Here is a 15,625-nt window from a genome sequence, read left to right on the forward strand (position 1 = left end):
AACCTCTGCCGGCAGCGATCCCCAATATCCCTATCTAAAAAGGCTAAACTGAAGATCCGCGTTTCCCAAACCAAGAATTCTAGCTAACTCCCTGATTTCCAAGACGGGAACATACTACAACAGAGGCTTTTGCTCCATGAGTGACCAATTTAATAACAGGGTAGTTGCTCCTTGCATCATCGATACAGGCATTGTCGTCAACAAGCGCGATATCAAAAGATTGCTGTTTGATTTAGGACGTGTCCGCTACCTTCACATCCAAGATGGCAAGATTTACAGCGAAGGGGAAGGTTATGTGATCGAAGTCTTCGCCAACCCCGATCGTTCTACCCTGATTGCCAACCACGCGCTTTATTTGAACGTGTATAGTTTTGATTACCTAGAACTGAAACAGTCCCCCGAGGATGGTGCTTATTTTGACCTGATCCAAGACGGACGGCTGTTGCGGTTAATTCCCCTCTCCACCCCTTTGCAAGAGCAAGTCGCCCGAAATTTAAATGCTGCGGCTTTGGATGCAGTGGTCGATCAGGTACTCTCAGGAAACTGGGATCTGCAATTGGATGAGGATGATTCCCTATTTTAATCGTCACTGATTAGTCAACCGTTGTGAGTTTTTTGTCGCGATGTCATCAACAATAGATTAGATAACACGGACTGCCGAGTAGCGGTTAACGATCGTCGGAGACTAATGACTGAAGACAACGCGAGATTTTCTTTTAAGTGTGAGGCTAATTGCAGCCATACCCAAGCGCGTGCAGGGGTTTTTAGCACTCCCCACGGTATTGTGGAAACCCCTAAATTTATGCCGGTGGGGACGCTGGCTAATGTCAAAACGTTGACCCCGGCACATCTTGAGGACGCGGGTTCTCAAATGGTTTTGGCAAATACTTATCACTTGCACTTGCAGCCGGGGGAACGGATTGTCGCCGGCGCTGGCGGATTGCACAAATTTATGGCTTGGCCGGGCCCGATTCTCACGGATTCGGGCGGCTTTCAGGTGTTTAGCTTGAGCCAAATGCGGACTATTTCGGAGAATGGGGTGACTTTTCGAGCTCCCCGCGACGGCCGCATCATTAATTTGACGCCGGAAAAATCGATCGAGATTCAGAACGAGTTGGGCGCTGACGTGATTATGGCCTTTGACGAGTGTCCGCCCTACCCCGCTACGCGGGACGAGGTGGAGGCGGCAACAGATCGCACCTACCGCTGGCTGCAACGCTGTATGCAGGCTCACTCGCGCCCGGATCAAGCTTTGTTCGGCATCGTGCAGGGGGGCGTTTTCCCCGATTTGCGATCGCGCGCTGCTAACCAGTTGGTAGACTTAGATTTGCCCGGTTATGCGATCGGCGGGGTTAGCGTCGGGGAATCGGGGGATTTGATCGCAGAGATTGTGAGAGTAACTGCGCCCCTGTTACCTGCAAATAAGCCCCGTTATTTGATGGGAATTGGCACCTATCGGGAAATGGCGCTGGCTGTGGCGAGTGGCGTAGATATGTTTGACTGCGTGATTCCGACTCGGCTGGGGCGTCACGGGACAGCTTTTGTGCGCGGGGAACGCTGGAATTTGAAAAATGCTCGGTTTCGGGAGGATTTTGCTCCGCTGGATGAGTCTTGTCCTTGCTATACCTGCCAAAATTTCAGTCGGGCTTATTTGGCCCATTTGGCGCGGGCGAAGGAAGCACTCAGCTATACTTTGCTGGCGCTGCACAACGTGACGGAGTTGATTCGGTTTACTGGGAGGATGCGGGAGGCGATTTTGGCCGATCGATTTACCGAAGAGTTTGCGCACTGGCTGACACCGAGTGTCGATCGATCTTGATTGCCTTGGTTTAAGATATGCGACAATTATGAAAATTGTGTTGGATAGGTAGGTTGATTCATGGAAGCTGCATTACTGTTGGCTAAACTGCCCGAGGCTTATGCGATCTTTGATCCTTTGATTAATGTTTTGCCAGTGATTCCGGTGTTTTTCTTGCTGCTGGCTTTTGTCTGGCAAGCGGCTGTCGGGTTCAGATAAGTCTGATTTAATTAAAAATCAGGGGCAATTCACCAATTGCCCCTGATTTTACCAGTTAAGTTTTATTTCGTTCTTCTTTCTAGCTTCTGCCTTCTATCGGTTACATCCGTTAAAAAATCCGCTGCCGAACTTCCTTCAGCTACCGCTGCCCATCGCACTTTTGAATGCCGGTCTTTCCGAAATCCGCTTCATGTAATCTAAAACAGCCGGATAAGGACTGAGGTCTACTTGTAGCAGCATCGGAATGTAAATCAACATTGAACCGACTGCTGCGTCAGCGACACCGAACTCATCGCCCATTAAAAACGGCTGTTTCTCGAAGATGCGATTTAAGGGTTCTAGCATTTGCGGGGTTTCGCGATCGCGACTTGCTTCGACAAATATTCCCGGCCAGAGAGTGGCGTTAGCAAAGATCACCCACTGCGCGATTTCGGCTTGCTGCTCCAAACTCTCCGGCATTTTACCATATTTTTGAGCTAAATACAGCAGAATTGCCCCGGATTCCCAAAGTTTAAAATCTCCATCAACAATTGCCGGTACTTTGCCGATCGGGTTAATTTCGAGAAACTCTGGCTGCAAGTGTGCTCCTGCTTGCATATCCAGCATCACGAATTCGTAGGGAACCCCTATTTCTTCGAGATACCACTTGACAATTGAGGCCCGACTGCGGACTCCGCCGTAAAGTTTCAGCACTGAATTTTTATCCTTTAACGCAATATTGCTGTTATAGCATTGTTTGGTCAGTTGTCAGTTGTTGGTTGTCAGTTGTTGGTTGTCAGTTGTTGGTTGTTGGTTGTTAGTTATTAGTTGTTAGTCAGTATCTAATGACTACTGACTACTGCCCACTGCCCACTGTCAACTGTCAACTGTCAAGTGTCAACTGACTAATTACCCATAACTAATGGCACTTCCGTTAAGTGTAAAAACAAGATTCTGCTGCCAATAAAAATCAAAATTGCTCCGCCCAGAATTTCAATTTTGTTCGCGAACAAGTTGCCGCACTTGTGCCCGATAAACACGCCTGCAAAAGCTAAAAAGAAAGTAATAAATCCGATCGCAGTCACCGCCGGAGCGATCGCATCTTTGAGGACGGCAAATCCGATGCCAACCGCGAGGGCATCGATGCTCGTCGCCACCGACAGCGTTATCAAAGTCCCCGTATGTAAGGGATTGAACTTTTTCTCGCATTCTTCGCCTTGCAGCGATTCGTAAATCATTCTACCGCCAATGAAGCTCAACAGCCCGAAAGCGATCCAATGGTCGATCGGTGTTATCCAAGAACTAAAACTCAGACCGATCAACCATCCGATTATGGGCATCACAGCTTGAAAGCCGCCGAAAAATAAGGCGATTTTTAAAGCTTTATTGACCTTCATGTGTTTGATTGCTAAACCGCTAGAAACAGCAACAGCAAAAGCATCTGCTGCTAGTCCCAAGGAAAGAAAGATGGTAGTGGCTGCATCCATTTTTGTAAACTGTGAGATGTCAATCGTAAAGTGTTCTTCTCGACAGTTTTACTGTACACTAAACCATGAGAAAAATGCTATTCTCTCATAATTCATTCATTTTTAAATCACATTTGTTTCACAATTAGCTATTGTCGAAAAAATCCGCGTTTAAGTAAATCCATCAGATTAAACGTAAAATACGGCTCGCTAAAAAGATTACTGTGTATGTCTTCTTCCCTTCTTCCTTCTTTTTACCCGCTCGCGAAGCCGTTATCGCCTTCTTCCTTCTTGCTTCTTCTTAACAAAGGTTTGGATATTTGTGTAATAAAGGCTATAATAACTCTCAAGAACATCAAAAAATAAATTAATTTATGCAAGTTTGTCTCGTTACTGGTGGTAATTCAGGTGTGGGTTTAATGACATCTTTAGGTTTAGCTAAATTGGAATATCATGTCTTTATTGCTTGTCGATCCCAGAAAAAAGCTACAAACGCGATCGCATATATTCGTGAAACTACCGGAAATCACAAGATAGAATATTTACCCTTAAATCTGGCCTCCTTAGAGTCAGTGCGTCACTGTGTTAAACTATTTAAAGACCGAAATTTACCCTTACATATCCTCGTCAATAATGCCGGAATATTCGACGGAAGAGGAATGACTCAAGAGGGATTTGAGTTAATTTGGGGCATCAATTATTTAGGTCATTTTCTCCTCACTTATTTATTGTTAGATAAAATACAAGAATCCGCCCCTAGTCGCGTGATTATGGTATCCTCAGATTTAGCATTGAAACCCACTCGAATTAAGTGGGATTTATTCGTTAAAGAAACACCCTTAAATTTTATCGAATCATATAACCAGTCAAAACTTGCTCTATTGCTCTTAACCAGACAACTTGCCCAAAAATTAACGAATGTCACAGTTAACGCAGTTCATCCGGGTTTTGTACAATCTAATATTACCATCGGTCATCGTTTGAGTAAATATCTCGGTTTAGGAATTAGTCCAGAAAAGGGAGCTTATAGCAGTCTCTTATGTGCAACTTCTCCAGAATTTGAGTCAACAACAGGTAAATTTTTAGGTCTAACAGGACAAGAAATAACATTGCCTGTTTTAGCACAAGATAATGACTTCTGTCAAGAGTTATGGGAAAAAAGTTTATTGTGGACTGGCTGCACTCAAGCCGTCGAGAAAGAGAGAATTAATTATGATGCTAATGATGGGATACTGGGGCCTTATGCTCTCAAGTTAAATCAGGATGAACTCGCGACTATTTGCGAGCATATCTTTAAGAATGTTTTACCAAAACCGCCCATTAAAATTTTATTAACTCAGGCATTAAAAGCCCTTTTTAGGTTACAATTCGGTTCAATTATGTTGCTGCTTATTCAATGTTACCAACGTCAATTTTATATGGAAAGACATTTAGATTCTGCCGCGGTGTTGCACCTGTGTCAAGATGAGAATTTATTAAAAATACTGACAGCTTATTTAGGGGAGAATTTAAGATTATGGCGATCGGAATTATGGGTGAATTATCCCTCACGTCAATTGATTCCTTTTTGGCATCGAGATATTTATCCTAATTTACTGACTGGGGAGGGAAAAACGATTAATATTTATATTGCTTTAACGGAAGTAACGGAGACAAACGGGTTTGAATATATCCCGAAAAGTGAACTCGAAAAGTGTGAAGTCAAAATCACCGATCCCTTTAGTGGGAATCATTTTTTTGAAGTTCCCAAGGAAGTAGAAGAGAACTCGAACACGGTAGTTTTAAAACCGGGTGAATTTATTTTATTTACCGATCAACTTGTACATCGTTCTATTTATAATAGGAGCGGTAAAGTGCGTCTTTCTTTAACATTACGAGTTGCCCAACCGAGTATAAAAATTTTACCCGGTTACACTTCTAATTATCAGGAACCTGTCACAATGGGTAATAGGTAATATCATTTATAAAAAAGCTTGCTACAATATTTTTTTGGGGCTTGCTTATAGGTTTATTGAAGCTCCCAGGTGCGTCACTATTAGATTGTCGGTCTTTCTTAAAGATGGTGGAAGCGACACACCCTACGGAAGACTCTTTGAATTTGTTGCATAGAGGGTTAGCCGTAGGGTGCGTCGCCATCGACAATCCTCAATAAAAAGCAACAATCTAAGGGCGACGCACCTGTTCTTTTCAAGGGACGAGAAAAAAACATTTTTGTTTTAGCAAGCTTTTTTGTAAATGGTATTAGCGAAGGCAGTTCAAAATATCGGCAATTCTACTACAAACTCAGCACCGCCCCCAGTTTGAGATTCACTTTGAGATTGCATTGGAGATTGAACTGTCAGGCGGCCGCCGTGCAACTCTACAATAATTTTATAGCAAACCGACAGCCCCAATCCTGTAAAATTTTTCAAGGATTTAGTCTGGTAAAACGGGTCAAAGATTCTCTGTTGAACTTCCGGCGGAATTCGGGAGCCGTTGTGGGCGATCGATACTGCAATAAACCTGCCTGTAGAATGCTCGACAATATGTGTTTTAATTGTAATAATTTGCTCTGATTTGTCCACACTCTTAACAGCATCAATCGCATTGCGGAGGATATTCGCGAATACCTGGCTCAGTTGACTGGGATAACACAAAATTAGCGGCAGGTTACTGTATTCCTTGACTACTACTATTTCTTGCTCCAGCCGGTGAGCGAGCAGTAGCAGAATATTGTCGATGCTTTCGTGAAGGTTGGCGCGTTCTTTGTTGGCTTCGTCAGGAAGTGAAATTTTCCGCAAAGCCAGGACGATCTGGCGAATGCGATCGGTTCCTATTTTCAAAGAGTTGAGAATTTGCGGCAAGTCTTGGCTGATAAAATCTAGGTCGAAGCTCTCTAATTTTTGGGCAATTTGCGACACAGGCTGGGGATATTGTTGGCGATAGAGGTGAAGTATATTGAGCAAATCTTTGATATAATCGTTGACGTGAATCAGGCGGGCGTAAATAAAGTTGATCGGGTTGTTAATTTCCTGGGAAATTCCGGCGGCGAGTTGACCGACAATTGTCATTTTTTCGCTTTGTACTAAATGCTCTTCGGTTCTTCTGAGTTGGGCTAATACTTCTTCCAAAAGTTTGAGTTCTTCTTGAATTTGTCCCTGGAGTTGGGATTGGGAAATTGCGATCGCCAGCGAGTCTGCAATTGCTTCCAAAACTTCCACTTCGTCGGGAGTCGCAAACCGCCGATTTGCACTGGCGAACAGATATCCCAACCGATTAGTCTGAGTCAGTACGGGTACTGCTGCGTAGTGGCTGTCTGTGAGTTCGAGATGCGCTGCTTCCTGAGACGCTGTGGCATCGGGGGCGGAGATTTTCTTGAGAAGTATCGTTTCGCACCGATGAAGCCGTGCAGCTAAATCTCCACAGGGCCCTGTTTGGGCGCCGAAGATTCCCAAGCGCCCCGGTAAACCTTGCCGGCAATATTCCCAGCAAAATTCTACAGTATCTTGTCGGGGATCGTACCACCCGAAAATTGCTCGATCGAGCTTGAGCAAAGTACCGAGTTCGTCTACTGTAGTTTGCAGGATGCGATCGAGCCCCAAGCAAGCGCGAATGCGACCGGTCAAGCGGTGCAGAAGGGCTTCTGTGCGAGTGCGAATGCAGCTTTGGGCAAACAGCTTCAGTGCCAGAATTGCTGCCAAAATAGCTGTGGCGGCAAGTACGGCGGCGGTGGCTGCTAATATATTTAAGGGGAGCAGTTCTTTCTCGATATTGTCGCGGGGAATTACCAGGGCGATCGACCATTCAGCTTGTTCTAAAGGAAGATAGGCCACATAAACTCTGGCGTCGTTGATTTGAGTCAGCAAAATGCCCGTTTTTTGATAAACCATCTCCCGGGCTACATTCGCCAAATTAGTATCTGCGGACTCTAAAAGACTGGGAGCTGCTTTGTCGATATTTCCCATTAACCGAGCGTCGGGATGGACAATCGGCACTCCTTGAGAATTCAGCACAAAAGCGTAAGTTCCCGCCCCATATTCCAGCTTTCCTACTACTTCGGCAATTCGATCGATGCTAATGACGCCGTTCATTACTCCGATCGGCTTTTTGACTGTTTTATCCATAGACTTTGCCGAATTTGACCACACCGGAGCCGAAATGGGAACAATATGTTGTTGTTTGAGCGTGCGAGAAATGGTAGGATCTGAAACATAGACTTGTCCAGCCATTGCCTTTTGGAAGTGTTGGCGATCGCTGACATTTATTAAAGCTCTGCCGACTTTTGTAGTAAAATAAGAACCGTCGGGCTCAATTAATGCGAAATGCTTGAACTCTTGCAGTCGAATTACTTCCGATTTTAAATAAGGCTCTGCCACCGACCATTTCATCGATCGCACCGGAGGAGTGTTGGCGAGGATTTCTATCTCAGCCTTTCTAGTGCCAATCCAGCGATCAATATTGTTACCGCGCTCCTTAACTTCTAACAAAGCATTTCGCTCTAAATTGCCGACAATCAAGCGGCGCACGCCTTGATAGCTGATACAAGCAGCGATGCTAGCCACCAAAATTGTTACGCCCAAAATTAACAGCGCAGCTTTATAGCGAAGATGGGGTTCGCCCTTAAATCCCGCTGGCCATATTCCAGTTAATTTCCACAACTTCACTTTCGCAAAGCTTCGCATGGTTTGACCAATTTGTGAGATTGAAATTATCAGCTCACCTGCGATGAACTCGCCCGCCTGCCATTAGTCTGAAACTACTAGCATTCAATAATTGCGGGGATTTTGGGATTTTTCCCGCTGGCTGGCTCACCTTGTTAAACTCGAAAAATATTCTACCATGTTTTTGATAAATTAAAACATTTTATCAACAACTTAAGCCTTTTGTTAAGAGCCGTCAATAATTTATGTGAATTATGTGAATTAGGTGAGGTGCTCTTTGCCCGCCCTAGGTTGAGATGTTTGGCTTTTGTCCGATCGGCTAAGGTACACACACACTGCTAGCCCTGTCTGGGGTGACTTTCTAACCAAAGCTCAAAGGCTGGCGTTTGAGGGTAGATGACGTTCATTCAGTTGACAGTTGACAGCACTGTCAACTATCCACTGTCAATACCCGTACTGCATCAATGATTTGATTCGGGTTATGCAACTGTCCACTGTCCACTGTCCACTGTCCACTGCTATAGTTGTTGCCAAGCGAAATCAGCAAAAATACTTCTGTTTTCCAAGAAAATCGCCATCATCATGCCTCCCTCGGCATTTGAGATTTCATCAATCCTGTAAAAGTTCCTATTTACGATCGATCGCCAATATCAGAAGTTTGGCATTTACGGAGTTGGAATTGAAGCTCGATTTCGGAATAGGAGAGAGGCGGATTATAGGCTGCATAAAACCTTGGCGCTCCTCAAATTAAACTACTCGATAAACAAAACTTAAAGTTGCCCAAACACGTACATCCAAAGCCAAATCGTCCGTCGATATCCCCACTTTCTGCACGGGTATGCTAGCCGCGTGCAAATCTTCCAGCACTGCCCGCGCTACATTTAAAGGATTCGACAGCACCACGGACACGGCATCCCTTGCTGGCTGCATTTCCATTGCAGCCAGAGTTCGATCGAAGGGACTCTCACTAAATATAATTCGAGCGGCCGTCAGTCCGATCGCCCCAGATACCGCCCATCCCAAAGCCCCAGCCGCCGGCACGCTCAAATTCTCCCCAGGGGCGATCGCCCGCGACTTCCAGGACTCAGAGTCTTTGCCCTCAGAGCCGATCGCAGATAGCCGTCCCGCGCTGTCCGAGCAAAACACCGCAAAGTAAACCGGGCGATCGCCATCGTTATACAAACGGTACTGAATTCGGCTCCCGTTCTGGACACTTAGTAGATCGAACTTTGCCGACTTCTCGCTTTCCACGCTCAGGGGTTCGAGGCGGTAATCACCGCCGGCCCGCACCGGCTTCCGCTGCGCCACCGCCCGAGCTTGTGGCGCCAGAGTTGCCAAAACAGCCCGCACCTTCAGCCGCGAAGACTCCTCATTAGCAGTCAGCCGCAGCAACTTCGCCGCCAGCAGCGCTTTCAACTGCGGAGTCAACCGCTGCACCGCCATCTTGACTGCTTCTCCCCCGTCGCCCTGGGTATCGGGAATCAGTATTTGACCCAAAGAAAACAAACCGTAGCGGCCTTGATACAAAGCAGGCTGAGGGGCCGAAGGAGTTTGAGCCACAATCGTTTCCGGGACTCTGCCGAACCGAAAGTCAGCAGCTTGCTCCTTCCCTACAGCCGAAACTTGGGGCACAGTCGCGAAGGCACTGGTGGCGTCCACCCGCTCGATGCGTTCCAAACCCGAGTCCAAAGCTACTGTCAAACCGATGTTTCGCGGCAATACCCGAATTTCTTCCCTCACCAGTTCGCCGGCTGTTAGTTGCCCTTCTGTGCGATCGAACCCGTCCAAAACTTGGGCTTTAGCAGAGAGGCCAGTGCGTCCCCGCAGCAACAGCTTCACGCCCTCAGAGGAATCCACAGCAAACACCGAGCCCCCTGCGGACTCCAAAACCCCGGGCGACAACCCGCCCAGCCACAACTGCACAGTTTTGCCGCCGTCTTCCACCGCCGTCACAGCGCCGTCAGCACTAGGGGAATTCAAGATTAAACTGGCAAAATTCACCGCCGGCGCGGCTGTTAAATCGTAATTGCGAATTTGCGGTTGCTGCGATAACCCCGCTATTTGCTGGACTTGACCGGCGGCGCGACTGAAACTGATGCTGAAGCTGCTAGCGGGAGTTGCCCACCACAGAGTTTGAGTGAGGGCATAGGTAAACAAACCTGCGCTAAATCCGTTCCACTCTTGTTCGGCGGCGAATTGGGAACTTGCGGCCGCGGTAAGTACGGCGGCCGCCGATCGCAGATTTGGGCTGGATTTGAGACCTTCAGCAAACGTTAATTCTGCGAGGCTTGGCTGCCCGACGGTGAGGCGGGGGCGGCAGCGAATGCGAAAGTTGCCGTTTTTTGGGAAACCCGGATAGGAATAGCTGGTGTCGAGGATGGCGATCGCATTTTCTGTGGCGAGCGATCGCACCAAATGCAGTAGCGTTTCCTCTAAAATATCATTCACAGATCCGTTTGCGGTGGGCGGCAAAACGTCATCCACCGGCACTAAACTATTTTGCATTTTGCCGGGAAGGTCGATCGAACTAACTCGGCTGCCGCAGCCACTAAAGTGAAAAACTACCGTATCACCGGGTTTTGCTTGTTCGCTCAAATGAGTTACAAAAGCCGTCTCGATATTTTCCCTAGTAGCTTGAGCGTCAGTCAAAGTCAGAATGTCCGACGGCGCAAACCCAAACCGATATATCAGCAGTTCCCGCTGCAATTGGACATCGGTGACGCAGCCGTGCAGGGGCGAGTCTGGATATTTGTCAACGCCCACCAACAAAGCCAATTTACGGGCTGTTGGCTGGGCTAAAGCTTCGAGGTAGCGATCGCCCAACCGCAGCCAACCCGCCTCGCTGATGCCGATAGCGGCCAGCATCCGGCCAGCTTGCTGCAAAAATTCCCGCCGCTTCAGTCCCATCTTTAAATAGCTGTGAATTTTCTGTTTTTAATTTTAAGTTAAATTCCCCAATCTTTTCAGGGAATTTAATTAGATTGTAAATGTTTAGTACCCAGACAAATTTTAAGTTTTAAGTTTTAAATTGAAAATTTTCACTTAAAACTCAAAACTTAAAATTCACAACTCTTGAAAATGTCTCCAACACCAAGGTTCAAGACTTAAATCTCGTAACTAAAAATATTCATAGCCTTGGCTAATTCGGCGGCGACTTCCGGCCGAGAAAACTGCGGCGGCGGCAATTTTCCAGCGCGCAGCATTTCCCGCACTTTGGTTCCCGACAAATGCACCCGCTGTTCGGGAGTGCTGGGACTTGTTTTAGTTGTAGCCATTTGTTCCGTCACTGTGCAATAGAAAGCGTGCTCGAATTTCATCGGCACAATTCCCAATTCTCCCGGCTCAAATTCATCAAAAATGTGTTGGGAATCGAAGGTGCCGTAATAATCGCCAACTCCAGCATGATCGCGCCCTACAATAAAGTGAGTGCAGCCGTAGTTTTTGCGAATCAAAGCATGAAAAATTGCTTCTCTGGGGCCGGCGTAGCGCATCGCCGCCGGATTGATTGCCAAAATTACCCGTTCTTTTGGATAGTATTTTTCTAGCAAAATTTCGTAGCAGCGCATCCGCACGTCAGCGGGGATGTCGTCATCTTTAGTCGTCCCGACTAGCGGGTGCAGGAACAAGCCGTCTACTGTTTCTAAGGCGCATTTTTGGATGTATTCGTGCGCCCGGTGAATGGGGTTTCGGGTTTGGAAACCGACGATGGTTTTCCATCCTTTTTCTTTGAACAGGATTCTCGATTTCGCCGGGTCAATTTGGTATTGGGGAAACCGAACATCTAGTTCGCGTTCCAGCAGCCAAACTTCACCTGCGAGGTTAACAGGCCCGGATTGGTCTAATACTTGGACGCCGGGGTGTTTGAGGTCGTCGGTGCGGTAGACGTTGAGGGCTTCTTCTTCTTTGCTGTAGCGGTATTTTTCGGTCAGTTCCAATACGCCTGCAAATTCACCCGCCGGGGAGTCGAGGCGGACTAAAGTGCCTTCGGTGAGAGTGTCGGCGACTGCTTCGCTGACTGGGAGGGCGATCGGAATCGACCACGGGAGGCCGTTGGAGAGGCGCATTTCTTTGACTACCGATCGATAATCAGCTTCGCCCATGAACCCTTTGAGGGGACTCAGGGCGCCGATGGCGATCATTTGCAGGTCGGAGATCGATCGATCCGAAAGCTGGACTCGCGGCAGGGACTCTGCTTTGTCGAAAAAATCTTGTCTTTGGTCTAGTGTGGCAATGCGGTTGACCAGGATGCCGCCGTGAGGCGCAATGCGGTCTGGATGCTGGCTCATGTCGATTTGAGGTTTTAGATTTAAGATGTTGGACTGTAGCTGCCTATATCCTACCAAGGTGTTGTTACAATTAATTAATTTTTCGAGTAAACTCCAGCACACACCATACCTTATATTTATAAACTCTGATTTATGGGTCAGCCATGACACTTTATAATTTTTTAGTAAAATCTATCGAGTTCTGGCAAAAGCATTCAGGATTGACAAATCTTAAAACTCATACTATTTATACCAAATTAATAGACTCTCAGTCTTTAGTTATCGATTTAGGGGCAAATGTCGGTCAATTTAGCGAATAGATATAGCAGTTGACCGCTCGACAGTGGACAGTTGACAGTTGCATAACGGGAATTAAACCATTGATGGTTGACGGGTATCGGCTCTATTCATTCTGCAATACCAAGCAAATCACTATCGAGTTTAACGATTTTGTTCCCGGTTCTATTAGCGCTGAAGAAGTTAACACAATTGTCAGCAGATTAAAAAGATTGGGTTTTGTCTGCCTCCCATTTTCATATTTGTTGCCTGACATGGATACCTGTGATTTTTTGTTTATTAATACCAATCAGTCTAAAATTCCGTACAAAGACTGGCTGGGTTTTCAACTTATCAACTTGCTTCTCATCATACAAAAAACTAAGTCATCTCTACTCCGTTCAGTAATTCGGCGCCAATAAACTATTACGGAAAATCAGCGAGCGATTCACCGCAAAGTTCAGCGTCATCCTCTTCACATCTATCGCTTTTATTTTTTGACAGCTAGCTCCTTTGCTACCAACTTGTGATGAAGCATTTTCAGTTCCAACAATTCTTCGCGTAGCTGGTGAGGTAGGGGAACATCAACTTTTTCCAGCATACTCTGAATTCGATATCTCCAATCGTGACGAGCTAAACTCTCGACATAGTTGCGTCTGTATATAGACTGAAGGCGCTTCGTATCCTGTAAAAGTTCTGCAATTAATTCCACACTTTTTTGGGGACTTTCCGGCAATTCTATAGTTGCATCTTCCCAATCAAACAACTCATCCATTAGAGGCGTAGTGGGACGTTTACCAACAATCGCGCCACCAGTCGCAGCCCCGTAAAACCACCGCAACGTAACAAACGAGTAAGGAAACTTACGCATACCAGGATAGAGAGTATCAAATGCTAAGGTAATCTTGCTATCTCTCAGCATATGAAATAGCAGCAGAGTATCCTCCTCATCTTGTCGCTGTTCGTAAGGCAATTTGGGATACACTTCTCCCATGCGGGCTGTCGATTTATAGTAAATTTGGTCAGAGCCCGGTTGATTGAATTTATTGAAGAAAGCATTGTGGTACTGTGCGGGTATCCGCCCGAAACTGGTTAGATCGATGGAACGTTTGACTTGACAGGAACCTTGAGCGAGAACATCTGCACCAAAAGGCAGCAGCGATACTGGTATCTTAAACTGTTGGGTGAGTTCATCTATAACTTCGGGCAGCGGCACGAATAAACGATCTAAATGATAGACATTTTTTGAGTAACTGTTTGTATCCCAGGCATCGAATACATAACCGATCACCACATCAAAACGCTGGCGCCAGTTAGGTATCGTCGATAGCAGCTCCAGATTTGAGCCTGAGAGGCCAACAATCAGCAAAACATTGGGCTTGTTCGACAGTTCAGGTAAGGAATCTAACTTATAGAAACCTGTAGTAGACTTCATAACTTTATGCACAATTCGCTTAGCAAGTGGCGGCATTTTCTCCGATCGCTCCCGCCAGTGGCGGGCTGATGGTATCAAAAGTTGTGCGTTGCAGGTTCGTATCAGAATATTTTCTAATTCAAAAACCGGGTCCCAGGAAACATGGGAAGATAAACCCCGTGAAGAGAGTATGAAAATATTCATAGCTAGTTTTAATTTTAGTACAGGATGTCCAATACTATAACGGTCTAGCCCAGGCTGCGGTCAATACAATTAGGACTATTTCTTTAGGAATAAAGTTGTTTCTATGGGTCTAATGGTAGCGATTTATACGAATATTAGTGGCTGATTTTTGTGAAAATATTTTGGTCGCGGGAGCGCTAATTCCCGCCACAGCAAAGATAATATCGGCAAGCAAGCGGAGCCGATATCAGTACAAAAACTGGCGCACGAATGCTTCCGATACAATCATGTTTGTACTGCAAAATCTCCGGGTTCGATTCCCCAGTTTACCCAGCTAATTGCTGCTAGTGCAGATCGCACTTGTGGCGCCACTCGCAAAGCGTGAATGTATCCCGTACTCGGACAAGTCATCTTTAACAAATAAATTGGCTCTAAGTAGGTGGGTACAAATAAACAGTAGATGGGGAGGGCGGGTTTTGCCTTCAAAAACTGGCTGGTATCATAGATTCTTAGCTAAACCCGCCCTACAAAATACTATTGTTTTTTCGCAATGACCTACTTACGTCAACCTGATTATTGATTTGCCACAAAGTATATTCTTGCCAAGTATCCAATTCTATTGCTGGCAATTTCTGACAACTTTTCCGATAGCCGATCGAGTGGAATTAGCGCTGTTTGTTCGGGAGTAAGTGCGCTCTTTGGTACAGCCATATTATTTAATTTATCGTCAAAAAGATTAATTAGGTTCGTAGTCAGGACTTCAGTCCTCCTCAATTCCTGAGGACAGAAGTCCTGACTACAAACCTATTTTATTATAGTCATTAGATTATTTGTATAAATTAAGGATTGTTTGCAAAGCCCCTAAAATCAGAGGAACATTATCCAGATAATAAACATCAGCATCAATAATTAAATTATTTCCTTCTAATTTCATAAACCGCCAGACAACGCCAGTAGTTACGCAGCCAAATACGGCAGGTATTGAATTTTGTTCGTGTTCATTAAATAGCTGAGCTGCCACCATTTGTGCGGCACACTGCGGTAGACAAGATTCTATGTCTCCGCCTTTCGTTTCTTTTAATGCAAAAACCGGAACTTTAATTGCCGAATCAAACGGAACGCCAGATAGTATAAAGTCGCATTTTCCATTCAATCCCCGAGAAATATCTACATCAAATGACCAACCGGAAAAGAGAGAAAATTGTCTGTTGTTTCTTTCTCTAGATTCTAACAAAATAGGAGAAATAATCCGTTCCGAACGTTCTTTTTCAGTTTTCACAGAAGTGTTAGAACTAATTTCGAGACTTCTCCACAGCCATTGGGAGGGTTCTAAAGGAATCACCTTGGCACTCGATAAAATAGGACTGAGTGACGGCTGCAATCCA

11 protein-coding genes and 1 pseudogene are annotated in these 15,625 nt (G+C 45.8%); 4 read left to right on the forward strand and 8 right to left on the reverse strand.

Features of this window, described 5'->3' with window-relative positions:
* The first annotated feature begins 136 nt into the window (after positions 1-136).
* The 3 genes from QUB68_RS19665 (at position 137) to QUB68_RS19675 (ending at position 2,017) form a co-directional block, all read left to right on the forward strand.
* On the forward strand, positions 137-583 hold the full coding sequence (locus tag QUB68_RS19665; RefSeq protein ID WP_332995613.1) for a hypothetical protein: 447 nt from the start codon (positions 137-139) through the stop codon (positions 581-583).
* Between the two features lie 105 nt (positions 584-688).
* Entirely contained in the window at positions 689-1,819 is a 1,131-nt protein-coding gene (tgt, locus tag QUB68_RS19670; protein ID WP_332995615.1) for a tRNA guanosine(34) transglycosylase Tgt, read from the forward strand.
* 60 nt (positions 1,820-1,879) lie between these two features.
* Entirely contained in the window at positions 1,880-2,017 is a 138-nt protein-coding gene (locus QUB68_RS19675) for a photosystem II reaction center protein K (RefSeq protein ID WP_293149949.1), read from the forward strand.
* A 135-nt stretch (positions 2,018-2,152) separates the two neighbouring features.
* Here QUB68_RS19675 and QUB68_RS19680 read toward each other — a convergent pair whose 3' ends face one another.
* Both QUB68_RS19680 and QUB68_RS19685 read right to left on the reverse strand, forming a co-directional pair.
* Positions 2,153-2,710 carry a glutathione S-transferase family protein gene (locus tag QUB68_RS19680; RefSeq protein WP_332995617.1) on the reverse strand — a complete coding sequence of 186 codons (558 nt, stop codon included), beginning with the start codon at positions 2,708-2,710 and terminating at the stop codon, positions 2,153-2,155.
* A gap of 191 nt (positions 2,711-2,901) precedes the next feature.
* The gene (locus tag QUB68_RS19685) at positions 2,902-3,483 is read right to left on the reverse strand and encodes a manganese efflux pump MntP (RefSeq protein WP_332995619.1); all 582 of its coding nucleotides are present in this window, start codon (positions 3,481-3,483) and stop codon (positions 2,902-2,904) included.
* A gap of 353 nt (positions 3,484-3,836) precedes the next feature.
* On the opposite strand from QUB68_RS19685, the gene QUB68_RS19690 reads away from it, so the two are divergent.
* Positions 3,837-5,417: an SDR family NAD(P)-dependent oxidoreductase gene (locus QUB68_RS19690; protein ID WP_332995620.1), complete on the forward strand. Its 1,581-nt coding sequence runs from the start codon at positions 3,837-3,839 to the stop codon at positions 5,415-5,417.
* A 300-nt stretch (positions 5,418-5,717) separates the two neighbouring features.
* On the opposite strand, the gene QUB68_RS19695 is transcribed toward QUB68_RS19690, so the two are convergent.
* From QUB68_RS19695 to QUB68_RS19725, 6 genes and pseudogenes are all read right to left on the reverse strand, one after another.
* A complete protein-coding gene (locus QUB68_RS19695; protein ID WP_332995622.1) occupies positions 5,718-8,123 on the reverse strand; it encodes a sensor histidine kinase in 2,406 nt (801 codons plus the stop codon).
* 726 nt (positions 8,124-8,849) lie between these two features.
* Positions 8,850-11,009, reverse strand: a complete 2,160-nt coding sequence (locus QUB68_RS19700) for a caspase family protein (RefSeq protein ID WP_332995624.1) — start codon at positions 11,007-11,009, stop codon at positions 8,850-8,852.
* Between the two features lie 197 nt (positions 11,010-11,206).
* The gene (gene sat / locus QUB68_RS19705; protein WP_332995626.1) at positions 11,207-12,388 is read right to left on the reverse strand and encodes a sulfate adenylyltransferase; all 1,182 of its coding nucleotides are present in this window, start codon (positions 12,386-12,388) and stop codon (positions 11,207-11,209) included.
* Positions 12,389-13,133: 745 nt separating this feature from the next.
* Positions 13,134-14,261 carry a glycosyltransferase gene (locus tag QUB68_RS19710; RefSeq protein WP_332995627.1) on the reverse strand — a complete coding sequence of 376 codons (1,128 nt, stop codon included), beginning with the start codon at positions 14,259-14,261 and terminating at the stop codon, positions 13,134-13,136.
* 264 nt (positions 14,262-14,525) lie between these two features.
* Positions 14,526-14,896: pseudogene (locus tag QUB68_RS29985) on the reverse strand (hypothetical protein); the annotation flags it as partial.
* A gap of 170 nt (positions 14,897-15,066) precedes the next feature.
* Entirely contained in the window at positions 15,067-15,519 is a 453-nt protein-coding gene (locus QUB68_RS19725; RefSeq protein ID WP_332995630.1) for a hypothetical protein, read from the reverse strand.
* Positions 15,520-15,625: the final 106 nt, after the last annotated feature.

It is taken from the genome of Microcoleus sp. A006_D1, from assembly GCF_036702805.1.
Taxonomy (GTDB): domain Bacteria; phylum Cyanobacteriota; class Cyanobacteriia; order Cyanobacteriales; family Microcoleaceae; genus Microcoleus.

What these genes read in the sequence shown, in the direction of transcription:
- QUB68_RS19665 (WP_332995613.1), top strand. Translation starts at nt 137, where the DNA reads ATGAGTGACCAATTTAATAACAGGGTAGTTGCTCCTTGCATCATCGAT.
- tgt (WP_332995615.1), top strand. Translation starts at nt 689, where the DNA reads ATGACTGAAGACAACGCGAGATTTTCTTTTAAGTGTGAGGCTAATTGC.
- QUB68_RS19675 (WP_293149949.1), top strand. Translation starts at nt 1,880, where the DNA reads ATGGAAGCTGCATTACTGTTGGCTAAACTGCCCGAGGCTTATGCGATC.
- QUB68_RS19685 (WP_332995619.1), bottom strand. Translation starts at nt 3,483, where the DNA reads ATGGATGCAGCCACTACCATCTTTCTTTCCTTGGGACTAGCAGCAGAT.
- QUB68_RS19690 (WP_332995620.1), top strand. Translation starts at nt 3,837, where the DNA reads ATGCAAGTTTGTCTCGTTACTGGTGGTAATTCAGGTGTGGGTTTAATG.
- QUB68_RS19695 (WP_332995622.1), bottom strand. Translation starts at nt 8,123, where the DNA reads ATGCGAAGCTTTGCGAAAGTGAAGTTGTGGAAATTAACTGGAATATGG.
- QUB68_RS19700 (WP_332995624.1), bottom strand. Translation starts at nt 11,009, where the DNA reads ATGGGACTGAAGCGGCGGGAATTTTTGCAGCAAGCTGGCCGGATGCTG.
- sat (WP_332995626.1), bottom strand. Translation starts at nt 12,388, where the DNA reads ATGAGCCAGCATCCAGACCGCATTGCGCCTCACGGCGGCATCCTGGTC.
- QUB68_RS19710 (WP_332995627.1), bottom strand. Translation starts at nt 14,261, where the DNA reads ATGAATATTTTCATACTCTCTTCACGGGGTTTATCTTCCCATGTTTCC.